We start from the raw sequence: 17,038 nt of genomic DNA, 5'->3' as shown, positions 1-17,038 counted from the left end.
GTGCACCGCCCGAGCGCGCGGCCGTTGCCGCCCGAGCGCGAAAAGGGTGAGCGGGGCCGGAGGCGGGGGCCGTTCTGGTGCGCTCCTGCCCGAAGAACGGGCAGTGCCTGTGTGGACGGGTGATCGCCAGGCAAGGTCTTGCGGGCCTTTTCGCAGGCTTGCCGTCGTGCAGGTTCGTATCGATCCCAGGCTCAGTTGAGCAGCCGGATCGGCTGGCCGGCGTGCCAGGCTTGCAGGTCTTCGATCATCTGGGCAAAGAACTGCCGGTAGTTCTGCCGGCTGACATAACCGACATGAGGTGTGGCCAGAACATTGGGCAAGCGCCGGAAAGGATGGTCGCCGGGCAACGGTTCCTCGGCGAATACATCCAGCGCCGCCCCCGCCAGCCGGCCCTGTTCCAGGGCAGCGATCAGGGCGGCCTCATCGACAATCGGTCCGCGGGCGGTGTTCACCAGCAGCGCGCCGGGCCGCATCCAGGCCAGCGCCTGAGCGTCCACCAGGCCACGGCTGCGGTCGCTGAGCACCAGATGCACCGAGAGCACATCGGCCTGTTCGAACAGTTCGCGCTTGCCGACATGAACCACCCCGGCCGCGGCCGCGCGTTCAGCCGTGAGGTTTTCGCTCCAGGCAATCACCCGCATGCCGAACACCTGGCCGAACTGCGCCACCCGCTGGCCGATACTGCCCAGGCCGAGAATGCCCAGGGTCTTGCCGTGCAGGTCGCCTCCCAGGCCCTGTTGCCAGCCGCCGGCGCGCAAGGCATTGGCTTCGGCCAGCAGGTTGCGACTCAGGGCCATGAGCAGGGCCCAGGTCAGTTCCGGCGCAGCGTGCTTGTAGCTGTCGGTGCCACACACCTGGATCCCCAGGGCGCTGGCGGCCTTGAGGTCGATGGCCGCGTTGCGCATGCCGCCGGTCAGCAGCAGCTTGAGCCGCGGCAGGCTGCGCAGCAGGGATTCATCGAACAGCGTGCGCTCGCGCATCACGCAGATCACCTGAAAGGGTTGCAGGCGCTGGGCCAGGGTGGCGGGGTCGGCCGGGTAGTCGTGGAGAAAACTGAGCCTGCCGATGCTGTCGAGCACCGACCAGTCCACCACGTCCTGCGCTACGTCCTGCCAATCATCGATTACCGCTATCTCTACAGCCATGTTCGGGTTCCTGGGTCAGGGGCGGTACATGCCTATCGGCCAACGGCAGCCTTGGTTCCTGTGACCGCAGCGGACAAGGGTAGCCGAGACCCGGCAGCGGGAGCGCCCCCGCCCGGCAGGAGCCGGCTTGCCGGCGAACGGGCCTCCAAAGCCTGCCCGGTGCGTTTCTACAATTGGCTGTTTTCCGCAAGCAGGGCGCCACCGTCCACCACTAGGGTCTGCCCGGTGATGTAGCCCGCTTGTGGCGACGCCAGGAACAGCATGGCCCAGGCGATATCCTCGGCCGTGCCCAGGCGTTTCAGGGGAATGTGCGCGGCCAGTGTCGCGGCGTCGCCCAGGTTGCCCATGGCCTGGGTGGCGATCAGCCCCGGTTCGACACCGTTGACGGTGATCCCGTATTCCGCCAGCTCCAGCGCCGCCGCGCGGATAAAGCCATTGACCCCGGCCTTGGACGCCGCGTAGTGGGCGAGCCCGGGAATCGCCGTGCGCGGGCCGGTGACCGATGAGGTGACGACGATCCTCGGCTGCGGTGCCTGGCGCAGCGCTGGCAGCGCCGCCCGGGTCAGCCAGAAGCAGCTTTTCAGGTTGACCGCCAGGGTGCTGTCCAGGGTCTGCTCCTCCAGTTCGGCCAGCTTCTGCATGGGAAAGATCCCGGCGTTGTGCAGCAGCAGGTCCAGTCCGCCGAACGCCTCCAGGGTTGCCGCCACCGCCTGTTCGGCCGCGGCCCGGGTTGCCAGGTCCACGCAGAGCAACTCGGCGGTTCCTCCGGCCTGGCGAATCAGGCGCTGGGTTTCAGTTCCCGAGGCAAGGCTGCGGGTGGCGAGCATGACCCTGGCCCCCTGGGCGGCGAACAATTGGGCGATCGCCCGGCCTATGCCCTGGCCGGAACCCGTGACCAGGGCGATGCGCCCGTGCAGGTCCTGGTTCATGCGCGGGCTCCTGGCAGGACCTGGCTCAGGCACTGGTCCAGCAGGCGGTTGTGCAGGTCGACCTGTTCTTCGTTGGCGCTCGGGCACAACAGCGCCATGTTGTGGAACGGCGTCAGCAGCACCCCGCGATTGAGCAGATACAGGTGCAGGTAGGCCTCGATCAGCCCATGGCGGGCATGGTGGGCCTCACCGCCGTTGCGCGGGGGCTGCTGCATGAACAGGTATTCGACCCGGGCGCCGATGCGGGTCACGTGCCAGGGCAGGCGATGCTTTTCGATGATCGCTTCGACCCCGGCCCGCAGGCGCTCGGCCAGGCGAAACATGTGGGCGTAGTTGGCTTCGTTCATCACTTCGCTGAAGGTGGCGCGCATGGCGGCCATCTGCAGGGCATTGCCGGCCAGGGTGCCGCCGAAGCCGAAGTGGTTGATCGCCTGGCCCGGCTGGAAATGCGGCAGTACCTGCCAGATCCGCTCGGCCATGGCCTGGCTGGCGCCCCAGACCGCCGTCGGAATGCCGCCGGCGATGGATTTGCCGAGGACGAAGAAGTCCGCCTGCAACCCGTGCTCGCCACAGTAGCCGCCAGGGCCGCAGGACAGGGTATGGGTTTCGTCGATGATCAACGGCACGTCGAAGCGCCGGGTCAGCGCCCGCAGGCCGTCATGAAAGCCCGGGGCCGGCGGCACCATGCCGACGTTGGTCATGAAGGGTTCGCTGAGTACAGCGGCCACATCGCCGTGGGCCAGGGCCGCTTCCAGGGCCGGCAGGTCATTGAACTCCACCAGCCGGGTGGTGGCCTGGTGCTGCAGGCCGTTGGCGTGCACGCCGTCCCGGGGAACCATCTGGCCCTGGGCGTCGAACTCCACCTGGGACTCGTCGACGCTGCCGTGGTAGTTGCAGTTGAACACCAGGACCTTCTGCCGCCCGGTGATCATCCGGCACAGGCGCAGGACAAAACGGTTGGCGTCGGTGGCCGAGGTGGTGACCTGCCAGTAGGGCAGGCCAAAGCGCCGGGTCAGTTCCTTGCCGACCCACAGGCTGTCGGCAGTGGGCAGCATCAGGGTCGAGCCATGCCGCGCCTGTTCGGCAATCGCGGCAGCAACCGCCGGCTGGGCATGGCCGAACATGGCGCCCGTGTCGCCCAGGGCGAAGTCCGCGTAGTGATGGCCGTCGCAATCGGTGAGCGTTGCCCCCTGGGCATCGGCCACCATGATCGGGTAGGCCCCCGGCCATTGCTGCATCCAGTGCAGGGGCGCGCCGTACAGCCAGTGCTGGAGGTTTTCCTGGTAGAAGGCGCCGGAGCGCGGGTGTTGTTCGGCAAACAGCTGCAGTTCGGACTGGTAACAGCGGGCGACGCGTTGCAGGTCGAGGCCTAGGGTCATGGAAATGTCCTGTGGGGTGTAGGGCCGGTCCAGGTACTGGCCTGGGCTGGCGGTCTGCGGTCAATGGCTGGAATCAGCGGTGCAGGGTGCGATTGAGCACCTCGGCCAGCGCACCCACCGGGAAGTTGGCGGCGCTGCTGAAGTCGGCGCCCTGGTAGCCGAAGATCTTGCCGTCGCTGCGCCCGGCCTTGAGGTCGATCAGCACCAGGCCCAGGGTCGGGACGATCTTTTCCCGCCAGACGAACAGGTACAGCTGCTCGGCGATCTTGTAGTAATGGCAGCGATCGGTATCCGCCAGCCCTTGCTCGACGCCCCGCAGGCATTGCCAGCTATAGAAGTGGGCGTTCAGGTAGAGGTGCTCGTAAGCCTCGCTGGCGCTGTAGACGTACTGGTTGCGCAGGCCCAGCAGTTCATCGGTCGGTTCATGGCGGGGCGTGCGGGCGGTGAGCGGGGTGTCGATGGCGCCGTGGAGGAACTGGGCCTTGACCGAGGTCAGCTCGCCACCGGCCAGGGCCCGGCTGAACAGGTCGACGCTGCATTCGGCCTGGCTGGGCATCTGCCCGATGACGGCGGTGAAACACTGCTGCTCAAGGTCGAGGATCAGGCTCACCGAGTGCGTCTGGCCCTGTTCCTGCTTGAGGAAATCCACCAGGTAGATGCCGTGGCGCAGGCAGGTGGCACGGTAGGGCAATTCGCTGTCGGACGCTTCCCCGACATTGTTCCAGCGCAGGGTATGGGCGCTGAAGTGGTGTTCGATCTGCCAGTGGTTGTCGAAGTGCAGGGTCAGGCAGCGACCCGCCAGGTCGTTCACGGCTGGGAGTATGTGGTTGTCTTCGGCGAAGCCGTCGGCGAGGGCACCGACGGTGATCCATTCGGGTTGCGGGTTCATGGCAAGGCTCTTGGCTGCAAGGAGAGTTGCATGTTCGGCCGCCGCCCCCGGGTTGCCCATCAACCTTATGGTTGATGGGCCCAAGGTTTACAGGAACAGCGCCCTGACCAGTTCGCTGCGATTGCCGACGCCGGCCTTGCGAAACAGGTTGATCAGGTGGGTCTTGACCGTGGGCAGGCCCAGGTCCAGGCGTCGGGCAATGGTCTTGTTGTCCGCGCCGTCGCGCAGCAGCCAGGCGATCTCCCGCTCCCGGGGCGTCAGGCCCGACAGGCGCTCGTCGATTTGGCAGCAGGGCGCCAGCGCGGCGATTTCCAGCAGCCCTTGCAGGGCATGCAGGGTGCCCAGTTCCTCCACGCTGAAAGGGCCCAGCCCGGCGTCGCGCAGCAGCGACAGGCCGGCAATCGGCTGCTCGCCATCGCGGGCGAGGATTTCCACCACGTCCAGCACCCCGTGGCGCCGCAGGAACCCCTGGTAGACCTCGCTCTCGTGGTGGCCCTGGTGGGCCATGCCCATGCGCAGCGACAGCACCGGGCGCCCGGCGGCGGCACAGAGGCGCGGTTGCAGGGGGTCGTAGTGACGGAAGTGTTGCAGGTAGGCCTGGTGCATCTGTTCGGGCATGCGGTACAGCGAAAAATCCCTGGCCTGCAGCTGTCGATCAATGCGGTAGAAGGCGCAAAGGGTGGCGGGGACTACCCGGGTGAAAGCGGCGATGCAGCGCTGGCCCAGTTCATGGGGGCCGGGTAGAGAGACGGGCGCGTTCATCGGATGGCTCCTGGCTGCCCATTGGGCTCTGGCACGGTGAAAAGGTGCGCTGGCGTGGGGAAAGGTGCGCCGGCGCGGTGAAAGGGGCGCAACGACCTGGGTTTATCGGGGCCGTGACGCGGGCGGCCTGAGTCACAAGCCATCGGGCGCGCCGGGCACGTATCCGGGCACCATCGGCTGCGATTGCCACCGCGGCAATCGCAGCCTGCGATGCAGGTTAGCGGCGGGCCTTGCTCAGCCCCTCGGCCAGGGCCGCGACGATGGCGTCGGCCTGTGCCTGCTGGATCACCAGCGGCGGCGAGAGAATGATCTTGGTGCCCACCGGGCGCACCATGACCCCGTTATCCCGGGCGATCTGCGCCACCTGGTTGGCGTAGCCGCTCATGGGGTCGATGGGTTCGCGGGTGGTCTTGTCCGCCACCAGGTCCAGGGCCAGCATCAGGCCCTGGCCGCGCACCTCGCCGACGGTGTCGAAGCGTTCGACGAAGGGCGTCAGCTTGTCGAGCATGTAGGCGCCCATTTTCGCCGCGTTGGCCGGCAGGTCTTCCTTGACCACGATGTCCAGGCAGGCCAGGGCGGCGGCGCAGGCCACCGGGTGCCCGGAGTAGGTGTAGCCGTGCATGATCGCCCCGGTGAAGTTGGCGTTCTTCTCGAACGCTTCCTCGATGCGCCGGTTGACCACGGTGGCGCCCAGGGGGATGTAGCCCGAAGTGATGCCCTTGGCCAGGCACATGATGTCGGGTTTGACGCCCCACAGGCGGCTGCCGAACATCGAGCCGCTGCGGCCGAAGCCGGTGACCACTTCGTCGGCGATCAGCAACACACCGTACTTGTCGCAGACTTCGCGGATCAGTGGCCAGTAGTTGGCGGGCGGCACGATCACGCCGCCGGCGCCCTGGATCGGCTCGGCGATGAACGCGGCGACGGTGTCCGGGCTCTGGAACTGGATCTCCCGTTCCAGCAGGTCGGCGCAGATCTTGCCCAGCTCTTCCGGGTCCTGGCTGTAGGGGTTGCGGTACAGCCAGGGCGTATCGATGTGGTAGCAGCCGGGCAGCAGTGGCTCGTAGTTGCGGCGGAACACCGTGTTGCCGTTGACCGAGGCGCCACCGAAATGGGTGCCGTGATAGCCCTGGCGCAGCGAGATGAACTTGGTGCGGTCGGCCTGGCCTTCGAGCTTCCAGTACTGGCGGGCCAGCTTCAGGGCGCTTTCGATGGCGTCCGAACCGCCGGAACTGAAGGACACCCGGCGCATGTCCTCGGGTTCCAGCAGGTTCATCAGCACCCGCGACAGTTCCTCGGCGCGAGGGTGGCTGACCCCGTCGAACAGTTGGAAGTACTCCAGTTCATCGAGCTGCGCGGTGATCGCGGCCTTCACTTCCTTGCGGTTGTGGCCGACGTTGACGTTCCACAACCCGGCAACGCCATCCACCAGCTGGTGGCCCTTGTCGTCATACACATAGCAGCCGTCGCCACGGACGATGCGGATCGGCTCGCGTTGTTTCATTTCGTTGGGGTGCAGCATGGGGTGCCAGAAACGGCTTGGTTCGCTCACGTTGAGTCTCCTGATAACGCACGGACAGCGTGGAGATATTAGTGCGTCATTTATGTGCTCCTGGCTTGCCTCTGTGTGCCAGGGCACTTGACCCAGGCTGCCACTGGCGGATTGGCGCGGCCCCGCGCAAACACGCGGGGCGCGGTCCAGCAGGCGCGGGTGGGGTTGGCAGCCAGGGCCAAGTTTTGCGGCAGCCAGGATCAAGACGGCTTGCGCCTTTGCGCTCAAAGTCGACCTCGAACTAGGCCTACCTGCGAGGATTCAAGATGAGCGTTGCCATTGACCCACGTGTCGCTGCATTCATAGACAGCCAGCATGGCTTGCTGATCGACGGGCACAGCCAGCCCGCCCTCAGCGGTGCGCGAATGGCGGTGTACAACCCCGCCAGTGGCGAACAGTTGACCGAGGTCGCAGCGGCCGCCCAGGCCGATATCGATCTGGCGGTTGGCGCGGCGCGCCGTGCCTTCGAGGGCAGTTGGAAGGCGCAACGGCCCGCCGATCGCGAGCGGCTGCTGTTGAAGCTGGCGGACCTGCTGGAGGCCAATGGCGAGGAACTGGCGCAACTGGAAACCCTCAACAATGGCCAGTCGATCCACCTGGCCCGGGCCCTGGAAGTCGGCGCGGCGGCGGAGTTCACCCGCTACATGGCTGGCTGGGCGACCAAGATCGAGGGCAAGAGCCTGGACGTTTCCATCGCCGCGGTGCCCGGGGCGCAGTACCGCGCCTACACCGTGCCAGAGCCCGTGGGCGTGGTGGGGGCGATCGTGCCGTGGAACTTCCCGTTGCTGATGGCCATCTGGAAAATCGTCCCGGCCCTGGCCTGCGGCTGCACCGTGGTGCTCAAGCCGGCGGACGAGACCCCGCTGACCGCGCTGCGCTTGGGCCAGCTGTGCCTGGAGGCAGGAATCGCGCCCGGCGTGGTCAACGTGGTCACCGGCAGTGGTGCCCAGGCCGGCGCGGCGTTGGCCGCCCATCCGGGAATCAACAAGCTGGCCTTCACCGGCTCGACCCAGGTCGGCAAGCTGATTGGCCATGCCGCGGTGGACAACATGACCCGCTTCTCCCTGGAGCTGGGCGGCAAGTCACCGGTGATCGTACTCGACGACTGCGATCCGCAGACCGCCGCCGCCGGAGCCGCCGGGGCGATTTTCTTCAACCAGGGCCAGGTGTGCACCGCCGGTTCGCGCCTGTACATCCAGCGCGGCATCTATAGCGAGGTGCTGGAGCGCCTGGTGGCGATCGCCGGGGCCCTGAGCATCGGCCCGGGGCTGGATGAGCAGGCGCAGATCAACCCGCTGATTTCCGCCAAGCAGCAGAAGCGCGTGCTGCAGATGGTTCAGCGCGGCGTCGAAGAGGGCGCCCGGCTGCTCTGCGGCGGTGTCGCCCACGGCGAGCGGGGCTTTTATGTTCGTCCAACGGTGGTCGCGGATGTGCGCGCCGACCAGCAACTGGTGCGGGAGGAGATCTTCGGCCCGGTGGTGGTGGCCACGCCGTTCGACACCCTGGACGAAGTGGTGGGGCTGGCCAACGACAACCAGTACGGGCTGGGGGCGAGCATCTGGTCCAACGACCTGGGCAAGGTCATGCAACTGATTCCGCAGATCAAGGCCGGGACCGTCTGGGTCAACACCCACAACATGCTGGACCCGTCGATGCCCTTCGGCGGCTATAAGCAGTCGGGTATTGGCCGCGAGATGGGCCATGCGGCCGTCGAGGCCTACACCGAGAACAAATCGGTATGCATTGCCTATTGAATCGCCCCTGTGGGACAAGCCGAAAATGTGAAGACAGCTGCGTCAGACAGCCAAGCACTCCGCCGTCAGGCGTGCCCTTGAAATGCCTAGAACAACAATCATCAACCCATGCTTTCGAGGTTTACCACCATGTCGCTCAACGACAGACTCAGCCGCCACCTGGACCAGGGTGTAGTCGGTTTTCCCACGGCCCTGGCCAGTGCCGTGGGCCTGATCATGGCCAGCCCGGTGATCCTCACCGCCACCACGGGGTTTGGCATCGGCGGTGGGGCTTTCGCCGTGGCCATGGTGATCGCCCTGGTGATGATGCTGGCGCAGTCCACCACCTTCGCCGAAGCCGCCTGCCTGCTGCCCACCAACGGTTCGGTCTATGACTACCTGGCCTGTGGCCTGGGGCGCTTCTTCGCCATCACCGGCACGCTGTCGGCCTACCTGATCGTGCATGTGTTTGCCGGCACCGCGGAAACCATTCTCAGCGGGATCATGGCCCTGGTTAATTTCGAGTCCCTCAATACCCTGCTGGAGCAGAGCGGCAGCGCCTGGCTGGTGGGGGTAGGGCTGGTGCTGTTCTTCGGTGCATTGAATGCGGTGGGGATCACCGCTTTCAGCCGCGCCGAGGTGATCCTGACCTTCGGCATGTGGACCACCCTGATCATCTTCGGCGTGCTCGGGGTGCTCAAGGCCCCGGCGGTGCAGCTCGACGGCTGGTTTGGTGCCTCCATGGTCGGCACCGACCTGCCGACCATCCTGTCCCTGGTGGGCATGGCCATGTTCATGTTCGTCGGCTGCGAATTCGTCACCCCGCTGACGCCGGATGTACGCAAGGCCGCCAGGACCATTCCCCGGGCCATGGCCCTGGGGCTGGTGGGCGTGGCGGTGTGCATGTTCATCTACGGCGCGGCGATGAAGCGCCAGGTGGAAAACATCGCCCTGAGCGAGGACGGCAGCGTGCACCTGCTGGATACCCCCATGGCCATCCCGCATTTTGCCGAGCAGATCATGGGCCCCTTCGGCCGCATCTGGTTGGGCATCGGCCTGTTGTTCGCCGGTGCCGCGACCATCAATACGCTGATGGCCGGCCTGCCACGGATTCTCTACGGCATGGCCCTGGATGGTGCGCTGCCAAAAGTCTTCACCTACCTGCACCCACGCTTCAAGACGCCGTTGCTGTGCATTGCCGTGGCGGTGCTGATTCCCTGCCTGCACGCCTGGTGGCTGGGGGGCAGTACCGACAGCATCATGCACCTGGTGCTGGCGGCGGTCTGTGCCTGGAGCACCGCTTACCTGCTGGTCACGCTGTCGGTGGTGATGCTGCGCATTCGCCGGCCGGACCTGCCACGGGCCTATAAATCTCCGTGGTTCCCGCTGCCGCAGATCCTCTCTTCGGCGGGCATCCTGCTGGGCATGTGGTTCATTACGCCGCCGGGGATGAACCCGCGGGACATCTATGTGCCGTTCGGCAGCATGCTGGGCCTGACCGCGATCTATGCGTTGGTCTGGACGTTGCTGGTGCAGAAGGTCAATCCGTTTCGCCCGGTGCCGGTGGAAGAGGTGCTGGAGCAGGCGCTGAGCCTGAACCCCGATACCGCTCATAACCCGCGGGAGAGCCTGGCTGATGAATCTTTCAAGCTGGCGGCAAAGTCTCTTTGAACGGTGGCACCGGGCACCTTCGGGCTACCGCCCGGGGGTCACCCTGGGGCAGTTGCGGCGTGACCTGGCGGGGCTTGAGTTCACTTCGCAAGGCGCGGTGCAGGGGGCTTTCCATTGCCCGCAAAGTGGCCTGAAGTTCGACGTGCTGGAGCGCCCCCAGGCGCAGTTCCTGATGCACATCGTGGTCTGCGAGTGGCGCCTGGCGGTGCCTTGTGACACCGCCCGGCAGGCGCGGATTCGCCTGCGTCACACCGGCGCGATCCGCCGTCAGGGGGTCGCGGCTGGGCTGCTGACAGGGGAGCAGGCTGAATGGGCGCCGCTGCTGCAGCGCCTGTGCAGTGACCCGCGCCTGCTGGAGCCACTGCTGCCCTTGGACTTCAAGCACCTGGAGCTGTGGCGCGACGCGCAGGGCTGGCAGGTGCGGCTGGAGCATTTCGGCGCCAGCGAGGTGGTCAACCGCCTGCCGGGGTTTCGCCGCTACATCCGCCTCAGCGTTGAACAGCGGGCTGCGCTGTTGGGCAGCTTCACCGAGTTGTACAGGATTCTGCGAGGTTTCTGACCGCCATAACCGTAAGTGCTGGCATACACCCTGCTTAAGCCATAACAGACTATCCATGCTGTCAGGCGTCTTGCTTGGCAAATAGATAACATGTTAATGATATCGCCATAACAACAAAGGCGGTTGGAACCGGCTTCTGGAGGTGCACAGTGCTTGCTTCGCATAGTTTCAGTTCCTGGGTTGGCGCCCTGCAGGGTGTCTGCGGTCGATTCGAGGCCCGTCCGGCGCGCAATCCCGCCTTGTTCATCGGTGAAGTGGGTATGCAGGACTACGCCGGGCTGGAGGTGGCGCAGATCCGCACCAACGCCGGGCTGATCTCCCGGCAGAGCACCAAGGCCGACCATGAGGATGACCGCTATTGCTTCCTGATCATCCAGCGCAGTGGCCATGCACGTTTGAGCCAGGGGGGCGAAAGCATCGAACTGGCCCCGGGGGACATGGCCCTGCTGGATTCCGCCGGCGCCTGCGAAATCGTTCCCCATGGCTTGATCGAACATGCGTCGTTCCATCTGTGCCGGGAGGAGGTCTACCGTCACCTGCCGGCGCAGCAGCGCAAATTCGGCAAGCTCTCGCAACATTGCGCCAGTGGCCGGCTCATGCGCTTGCTGGTCGAGCAGATCTGCGCGGGCGAACTGCAGGGCTGCGCCGCCCAGCAGGAAGGGCAGGCCCTGCAGGAGGCGCTGATTGCCCTGCTTGGGCCAACCTTGCGCCAGACCGCCAGCAGCCTGGATGGTTTTGACGAGGGCCTGCATGGCGGTTGCCTGCGTGACCAGGCCCGGCAGTTGATCAGCCAGTCCCTCAACGAGCCGGGCCTGACTCCGGTATCACTGGCCGGTCAGTTGAACATTTCGGTGCGCCAGCTGTACCGACTGTTCGAAGAGCAAGGCGACAGCGTCTGCCGTTTCATCCAGCGCTCGCGGCTCAAGCGCAGCGCCGCCGACCTGAGCAACCCGCAACTGCGCAATGAGTCGATTACCGACATCGCCTTCAAATGGGGCTTCACCGATTCGGCGCATTTCAGCCGTACCTTCAAGAAGCATTTCGAACAATCGCCCCGGGATTTCCGCGCCCGCTCCCTGAACGCCTGAGGCGGTTGTGCGCAAGCCAGGCGCCGGTCTTGAAGGCGCTTTCGCTGGCAAGCCAGTTCCTACAGGCGCAGCGGTGTAGTGGTCAGGGGTTTTCCAGGTCGTGCCCCAGGGACTGGATAAACAGCGAAAACAGCTCCGGCTGGCTGGAGATGTCCAGCTTGGCGTAGAGGTGGCGGCGGTGCACCTTGATGGTGTCCGGCGAGATCTTCAGCCGTTCGGCCATGGCCTTGGAGGAGAAACCCCGGAGGATCAGGCGGGCGATCTCCAGCTCCCGCTCCGACAGCACGGCGCTGCCGAAATGGCTCAGGGCGTCACGGATCTGGCTGGCCATTTCCTGCGGTGCGGCTCCCTGGGCGCGGGTCTGGCTGTGTTGCCAGTGCTGCTGCATCAGCGGCAGCACCCAGGCGGCGAAGGTGGTGAGCAGGCCGATTTCGTCGTGGCTGAAGACGCGCTGGCTGCCCAGCGACAACGACAGGGTGCCGGCCTCGGGCAACTGCAGGATCAACTGCACTTCGTCCTCCAGCACGTTGTCGTGAAAGTAGCTGAGAAAGTACTCGCTCTGGCGGAAGTGGTCCGGAGCCACTTCCTCCAGGCGGTACAGGCCGCTGGGGTAGCCTTCGCGGCAGGCCTGGAAGAACGGGTCCAGCAGGTACAGGCCGTTGAGATAGGTGAGCATCGACGCCGGCTTGCTGCTGGGTTCGGCGTCATATTCCTCCAGGGCCCGGGGCGGGCCGTCCAGCGGGTAGAAGATCGCCAGGGCGTTGTCGAACGGCGTAGCCTGGTGCAGCAACAGGATCAGCTGTTTCCAGAAGCGTGGGTTGCCGATAAGCGCAAGGGTGCGACCCAGGCTGGCATGCAGGCCTACTTCCCTGAACAGATGACTCAAAGGCGTTGCTCCGTCGATTCGCTGAAAATGTCGTGACCCGGTTTCGTCGATTTGGCCGCTGTCGTCAAGGGGAGTACTCCAATAGGGGAATTGGGCGAGGGGCTGCAACTGCCTAGAGTAGCTCCCGGCAAGTGCGCCCCAGAACGCACCCGCCCGATGAATTTCGTTTCTGCCTCAGACCAACAATAAACACGAGGATAACGATATGAGCTCTCCCTCTGCGCCCGACGGTGCGCTGAAACCTACCTTGAGTGTGTTCGACGTGGTGGCCATCACCGTGTCGGGTGTAACCCCCGCCAGTTCCGTGTTCGTGATCGCGCCCTTTGCCATCCATCAGGCCGGCAGCGGGGTGTTCCTGGCGTTCGTCATGGCCGGGTTGCTGGCGCTGATGTTTGCCTTTTGCTACGCCGAGCTGGGCCGCGCGCACAACAGTGCTGGCGGCGAGTACGTGTATGCCAAGCGGGTGTTCGGCGGCATGGCCGGCTACGCCACCTTTCTCACTGTGCTGGTGATGCTGCTGTTCATTCCCCCGGTGCTGGCCACCGGCGCCGCCACTTACCTGAACAACGCCCTGGGCACGCATTTTGATTCCCAGACCGTGGCCCTGGTGATCGTGGTCTGCAGCTACCTGCTGGGCATCCTCAACATCAAGCTCAATGCCTGGATCACCGGCACCTGCCTGTTGCTGGAGGTGGCGGCCTTGCTGGTGATCGTCTGGCTGGGCTTTGGCAATGCCTCGCAGCCGGTGAGCATTCTGCTGCAGCCGCAGATCGTCGATCATGGCGCGTTGCAGATGGCGCCCTGGGCGCTGGTGATCGGCGCGGTGGGCATCGGCCTGTTTTCCTACAACGGTTACGGCCCGGCGGTGCTGCTGGCTGAAGACATGAAGTGCAAGGGCCGCGGCGTGCACAAGGCGGTGCTGTGGTCCCTGGTGCTGGTGGTGATCATCGAGCTGGTGCCGCTCACCGCGCTGCTGATTGGCGCACCGTCCCTGAGCGCGATGCTGGCCAGCCCGGATCCCATCGGCTACCTGCTCACCAGCCATGGCAACGAAACCCTCGCCAGGGTCGTCAGTGGCGGGATCTTCCTGTCGGTGTTCAACGCCATCGTCGCCATCGTTATCCAGATCGGCCGCGTGGTGTTCAGCAGCGGCCGGGACGCCCTGTGGACGCCCGGCATCAACCGCCTGTTCACACGGATCCACCCGCGCTGGGACTCGCCATGGCTGGCTACGCTGTTCCTGGCGATTCCTTCGGCAGTACTCAGTTTTAGCTCGAATCTGGCGGACCTCACGTCCTTCAGCGTGCTGCTGATCATGCTGGTGTACCTGATCGTCGCCCTCAGCGCGCTGATGAGCCGGGTGCTGCTGCGCGATCGCGAGCATCCCTACCGCATGCCGCTGTGGCCGCTGCCGGCCTTGCTGGCGGTGCTCGGCGCGGGTTACCTGCTGGTCAATCTGTTCCTCGAAGCGTCCCTGCGGGACATCATGGTCATCATCGGGCTGCTGGCGCTGTCGGTGATCCTCTATGGCACCAACGGCCGGTACAGCCCGGCGTTTCAGAAATTGTAAGGAGTGGTTATGCGAGCACGACAATTGGGCATCAGCCTGGGCCTGGGGACGCCGGGCCCGTTCAACGCGATCACCGATGTTCCCGGAGTGCGGGTGGGACACAGCACCTTGAATACCCGCGTGGACGGCAAACAGGTGCGCACCGGTGTCACCCTGATCCAGCCCCGGGCCGGGCATGCCCGCCAGCAGCCGTGCTTTGCCGGTTGTCATGTGCTCAACGGCAATGGCGATGCCACCGGGCTGGAGTGGATTCGCGAGGCTGGCACCCTGACGACGCCCCTGGCGATCACCAATACCCACAGTGTCGGGGCGGTGCGCGATGCCCTGATTGCCCTGGAGCGCGAGGCCCTGGCGGACCCGGCGGTGTACTGGTGCATGCCGGTGGTGATGGAAACCTACGACGGCCTGCTGAACGATATCTGGGGCCAGCATGTCGGCCCGCAGCAGGTGCGCGAGGCGCTGGCCTGCGCCGAGTCCGGGCCGGTGGCCGAGGGCGCGGTGGGCGGCGGCACCGGGATGATCTGCCACGAGTTCAAGGGCGGCATTGGCACCGCCTCGCGGCGGCTGGCGGCCGAGCAGGGGGGCTATACCGTCGGTGCGCTGGTCCAGGCCAACCATGGCAAGCGCGAGGAATTGCGGGTCGATGGTTATCCGGTGGGGCGGCGCCTGGGGCATATTCCTTCACCCTTTGCCGAGCGCGGCACCCCGGGCATGGGCTCGATCGTGGTGATCCTGGCCACCGATGCACCGTTGTTGCCGCACCAGTGCCAGCGCCTGGCCCAGCGGGCGTCCATCGGTATTGCCCGCACCGGTGGTGGCACCGAGGATTCCAGCGGTGACCTCTTCCTGGCCTTTGCCACGGGAAACCGGGACTTGCCGACGGCGGACTACGGCCGCAAGAACCTGGGGTTCAGCACGCCGCTGGCGATGCTCAACAACGATCACATCTCGCCGCTGTTCAGCGCCGCGGCCGAAGCGGTGGAGGAAGCCATCATCAATGCCTTGCTGGCGGGCGAGCCGATGACCAGCGCCGACGGGGTGCAAGTACCGGCCCTGAGCCCGCAAGTATTGCTTGAAACATTGGAACTAACTGGTTGGAACAGAAGTTGAAGGACTAAAAACTGCGACGCAGTCGGCATAACTCTTTATATGGATATTTAATAATTAAATTGTAGATTGTCGGACAATGACTGCCGTTAATCAGTCGGAAACGATTCTTCCGACTGCACAGTCATTGTTTGCTGGAGTTCGATGGAAGAGTGAGATTTGACGTCAAAAAAGTAGTGGACGCCTGATTTCAAACTGTGTCAGTTTTCTTGCGCCTGCTTAGGGCGAGTGATAGGACGATCTCGCCAGGGATTGTCGCTATCTGACAAAAACTGTTCCATTGATTACAAGGAAGTGTGTTTATGTCGAAAGTAACAGAGAACGCTATTGCATCTGCCGAACAACAACTGGTGCCTCTGGCCGCAGCAAGTTCGGCGTATAACCAGATCAATAGCTTCAGCCACCAATACGACCGTGGTGGCGATCTAACGGTCAATGGCAAACCTTCTTACTCGGCCGACCAGGCCGCCACGCAATTGTTGCGTGACGGCGCTGCCTACAAGGACCTGAACGGCAACGGCAAGATCGACCTGACCTATACCTTCCTGACGTCGGCCTCTACGAGCACGATGTACAAGCATGGTATTACCGGGTTCAGCCAGTTCAGCGCCCAGCAGAAGGCCCAGGCAGTGCTGGCCATGCAGTCGTGGGCGGATGTGGCCAATGTCGTGTTTACCGAGAAAGCCTCGGGTGGCGACGCCCACATGACCTTTGGCAACTACAGCGGTGGCCAGGATGGTGCGGCGGCTTTTGCCTACCTGCCGGGCACCGGCGCCGGCTATGACGGCACCTCGTGGTACTTGACCAACAGCAGCTACACGCAGAACAAGAACCCCGACCTGAACAACTATGGCCGTCAGACCCTGACCCATGAGATCGGTCACACCCTGGGCCTGGCTCACCCTGGCGACTACAACGCCGGCGAAGGCAACCCCAGCTACAAGGACGCCAGCTACGGCCAGGACACCCGTGGCTACAGCGTCATGAGCTACTGGAGTGAAAGCAATACCAGCCAGAACTTCAGTAAGGGCGGGGTCGAAGCCTATTCGTCCGGCCCGCTGATGGACGATATCGCGGCGATCCAGAAGCTCTACGGCGCCAACTACAGCACCCGTGCCGGCGACACCACCTACGGGTTCAACTCCAACACCGGGCGTGATTTCTACAGCGCCAGCTCGTCTGCGGACAAGCTGGTGTTCTCGGTATGGGACGGTGGCGGCAACGATACCCTGGACTTCTCCGGGTTCACCCAGAACCAGAAGATCAACATCAATGCCGGCTCTTTCTCCGACGTTGGCGGCATGGTGGGTAACGTGTCCATCGCCCAGGGCGTGACCGTGGAAAACGCCATTGGCGGTTCGGGCAACGACTTGCTGATCGGCAACGACGCGGCCAACGTGCTCAAGGGCGGTGCCGGCAACGACATCATCTACGGCGCCGGTGGTGCGGATCAGCTGTGGGGCGGCGCGGGCGCGGACACCTTCGTGTTCGGCGCCAGCACCGATTCCAAGCCGGGCGCGGCCGACCAGATCATGGATTTTGTCAGCGGCCTGGACAAGATCGATCTGACCGGAATCACCAAGGGCGCGGGCCTGCACTTCGTCAACGCCTTCACCGGCGCGGCGGGTGACGCGATCCTCACCACCTCCGGTGGCGTGAGCACCCTGTCGGTGGACTTCTCCGGGCACGGCGTGGCGGATTTCCTGGTCAGCACCGTCGGCCAGGCAGCGGTCAGTGACATCGTCGCCTGAGTGAGTTGAGCGCAGGG

At 64.8% G+C, this 17,038-nt stretch carries 14 protein-coding genes; 7 read left to right on the top strand and 7 right to left on the bottom strand.

Translation table 11 applies throughout. From position 1 onward, the window contains the following. Positions 1 to 191 precede the first annotated feature (191 nt). The 6 genes from LXM55_RS03875 to LXM55_RS03850 all read right to left on the bottom strand — a co-directional run bounded on the left by LXM55_RS03875 (position 192) and on the right by LXM55_RS03850 (position 6,656). Positions 192 to 1,145, bottom strand: a complete 954-nt coding sequence (locus LXM55_RS03875) for a D-2-hydroxyacid dehydrogenase family protein (RefSeq protein ID WP_233318746.1) — start codon at positions 1,143 to 1,145, stop codon at positions 192 to 194. Between the two features lie 167 nt (positions 1,146 to 1,312). Beyond that, positions 1,313 to 2,074 carry an SDR family oxidoreductase gene (locus LXM55_RS03870; protein ID WP_233318744.1) on the bottom strand — a complete coding sequence of 254 codons (762 nt, stop codon included), beginning with the start codon at positions 2,072 to 2,074 and terminating at the stop codon, positions 1,313 to 1,315. Continuing rightward, on the bottom strand, positions 2,071 to 3,459 hold the full coding sequence (locus tag LXM55_RS03865; RefSeq protein ID WP_233319051.1) for an aspartate aminotransferase family protein: 1,389 nt from the start codon (positions 3,457 to 3,459) through the stop codon (positions 2,071 to 2,073). Before LXM55_RS03865 ends, LXM55_RS03870 begins: the two co-directional genes overlap by 4 nt. A gap of 67 nt (positions 3,460 to 3,526) precedes the next feature. Next, complete coding sequence (locus LXM55_RS03860) at positions 3,527 to 4,342, bottom strand: molybdenum cofactor biosynthesis F family protein (protein WP_233318742.1); 816 nt, start codon at positions 4,340 to 4,342, stop codon at positions 3,527 to 3,529. Between the two features lie 87 nt (positions 4,343 to 4,429). Beyond that, a complete protein-coding gene (locus tag LXM55_RS03855) occupies positions 4,430 to 5,104 on the bottom strand; it encodes a helix-turn-helix transcriptional regulator (protein ID WP_233318740.1) in 675 nt (224 codons plus the stop codon). Between the two features lie 217 nt (positions 5,105 to 5,321). Continuing rightward, entirely contained in the window at positions 5,322 to 6,656 is a 1,335-nt protein-coding gene (locus LXM55_RS03850; RefSeq protein ID WP_233318737.1) for an aspartate aminotransferase family protein, read from the bottom strand. Positions 6,657 to 6,922: 266 nt separating this feature from the next. On the opposite strand from LXM55_RS03850, the gene LXM55_RS03845 reads away from it, so the two are divergent. From LXM55_RS03845 to feaR, 4 genes are all read left to right on the top strand, one after another. Continuing rightward, positions 6,923 to 8,410 carry an aldehyde dehydrogenase family protein gene (locus LXM55_RS03845; protein WP_233318735.1) on the top strand — a complete coding sequence of 496 codons (1,488 nt, stop codon included), beginning with the start codon at positions 6,923 to 6,925 and terminating at the stop codon, positions 8,408 to 8,410. A 129-nt stretch (positions 8,411 to 8,539) separates the two neighbouring features. Next, positions 8,540 to 10,060, top strand: a complete 1,521-nt coding sequence (locus tag LXM55_RS03840; RefSeq protein WP_233318733.1) for an APC family permease — start codon at positions 8,540 to 8,542, stop codon at positions 10,058 to 10,060. Next, the gene (locus LXM55_RS03835; RefSeq protein WP_233318731.1) at positions 10,026 to 10,619 is read left to right on the top strand and encodes a DUF3156 family protein; all 594 of its coding nucleotides are present in this window, start codon (positions 10,026 to 10,028) and stop codon (positions 10,617 to 10,619) included. The genes LXM55_RS03840 and LXM55_RS03835 overlap by 35 nt, the downstream gene beginning before the upstream one ends. 149 nt (positions 10,620 to 10,768) lie before the next feature. After that, positions 10,769 to 11,707, top strand: a complete 939-nt coding sequence (feaR, locus tag LXM55_RS03830) for a transcriptional regulator FeaR (RefSeq protein WP_233318729.1) — start codon at positions 10,769 to 10,771, stop codon at positions 11,705 to 11,707. 82 nt (positions 11,708 to 11,789) lie between these two features. Here feaR and LXM55_RS03825 read toward each other — a convergent pair whose 3' ends face one another. Further along, positions 11,790 to 12,593, bottom strand: a complete 804-nt coding sequence (locus LXM55_RS03825; RefSeq protein ID WP_233318727.1) for a helix-turn-helix transcriptional regulator — start codon at positions 12,591 to 12,593, stop codon at positions 11,790 to 11,792. 205 nt (positions 12,594 to 12,798) lie between these two features. Between LXM55_RS03825 and LXM55_RS03820 the strand changes: the two genes are divergently transcribed. The 3 genes from LXM55_RS03820 to LXM55_RS03810 all read left to right on the top strand — a co-directional run bounded on the left by LXM55_RS03820 (position 12,799) and on the right by LXM55_RS03810 (position 17,021). After that, complete coding sequence (locus LXM55_RS03820; RefSeq protein WP_233318724.1) at positions 12,799 to 14,163, top strand: APC family permease; 1,365 nt, start codon at positions 12,799 to 12,801, stop codon at positions 14,161 to 14,163. A gap of 9 nt (positions 14,164 to 14,172) precedes the next feature. Next, positions 14,173 to 15,273 (top strand): DmpA family aminopeptidase, encoded by a 1,101-nt coding sequence (locus LXM55_RS03815; RefSeq protein ID WP_233318722.1) that lies wholly within the window; start codon positions 14,173 to 14,175, stop codon positions 15,271 to 15,273. Positions 15,274 to 15,572: 299 nt separating this feature from the next. Beyond that, positions 15,573 to 17,021, top strand: a complete 1,449-nt coding sequence (locus tag LXM55_RS03810) for a serralysin family metalloprotease (protein ID WP_233318720.1) — start codon at positions 15,573 to 15,575, stop codon at positions 17,019 to 17,021. The last annotated feature ends 17 nt before the right edge of the window (positions 17,022 to 17,038 follow it).

The organism is Pseudomonas sp. Au-Pse12, from assembly GCF_021341665.1.
GTDB lineage: Bacteria > Pseudomonadota > Gammaproteobacteria > Pseudomonadales > Pseudomonadaceae > Aquipseudomonas.
The sequence above is the reverse complement of the archived record's forward strand: the minus strand, read 5'-3'. Positions and strand labels throughout refer to the sequence as shown.

Coding starts and splice junctions, on each gene's coding strand:
- LXM55_RS03855 (WP_233318740.1), bottom strand. CDS start 5,104: ATGAACGCGCCCGTCTCTCTACCCGGCCCCCATGAACTGGGCCAGCGC.
- LXM55_RS03860 (WP_233318742.1), bottom strand. CDS start 4,342: ATGAACCCGCAACCCGAATGGATCACCGTCGGTGCCCTCGCCGACGGC.
- LXM55_RS03840 (WP_233318733.1), top strand. CDS start 8,540: ATGTCGCTCAACGACAGACTCAGCCGCCACCTGGACCAGGGTGTAGTC.
- LXM55_RS03815 (WP_233318722.1), top strand. CDS start 14,173: ATGCGAGCACGACAATTGGGCATCAGCCTGGGCCTGGGGACGCCGGGC.
- LXM55_RS03845 (WP_233318735.1), top strand. CDS start 6,923: ATGAGCGTTGCCATTGACCCACGTGTCGCTGCATTCATAGACAGCCAG.
- LXM55_RS03835 (WP_233318731.1), top strand. CDS start 10,026: ATGAATCTTTCAAGCTGGCGGCAAAGTCTCTTTGAACGGTGGCACCGG.
- LXM55_RS03820 (WP_233318724.1), top strand. CDS start 12,799: ATGAGCTCTCCCTCTGCGCCCGACGGTGCGCTGAAACCTACCTTGAGT.
- LXM55_RS03810 (WP_233318720.1), top strand. CDS start 15,573: ATGTCGAAAGTAACAGAGAACGCTATTGCATCTGCCGAACAACAACTG.
- LXM55_RS03870 (WP_233318744.1), bottom strand. CDS start 2,074: ATGAACCAGGACCTGCACGGGCGCATCGCCCTGGTCACGGGTTCCGGC.
- LXM55_RS03875 (WP_233318746.1), bottom strand. CDS start 1,145: ATGGCTGTAGAGATAGCGGTAATCGATGATTGGCAGGACGTAGCGCAG.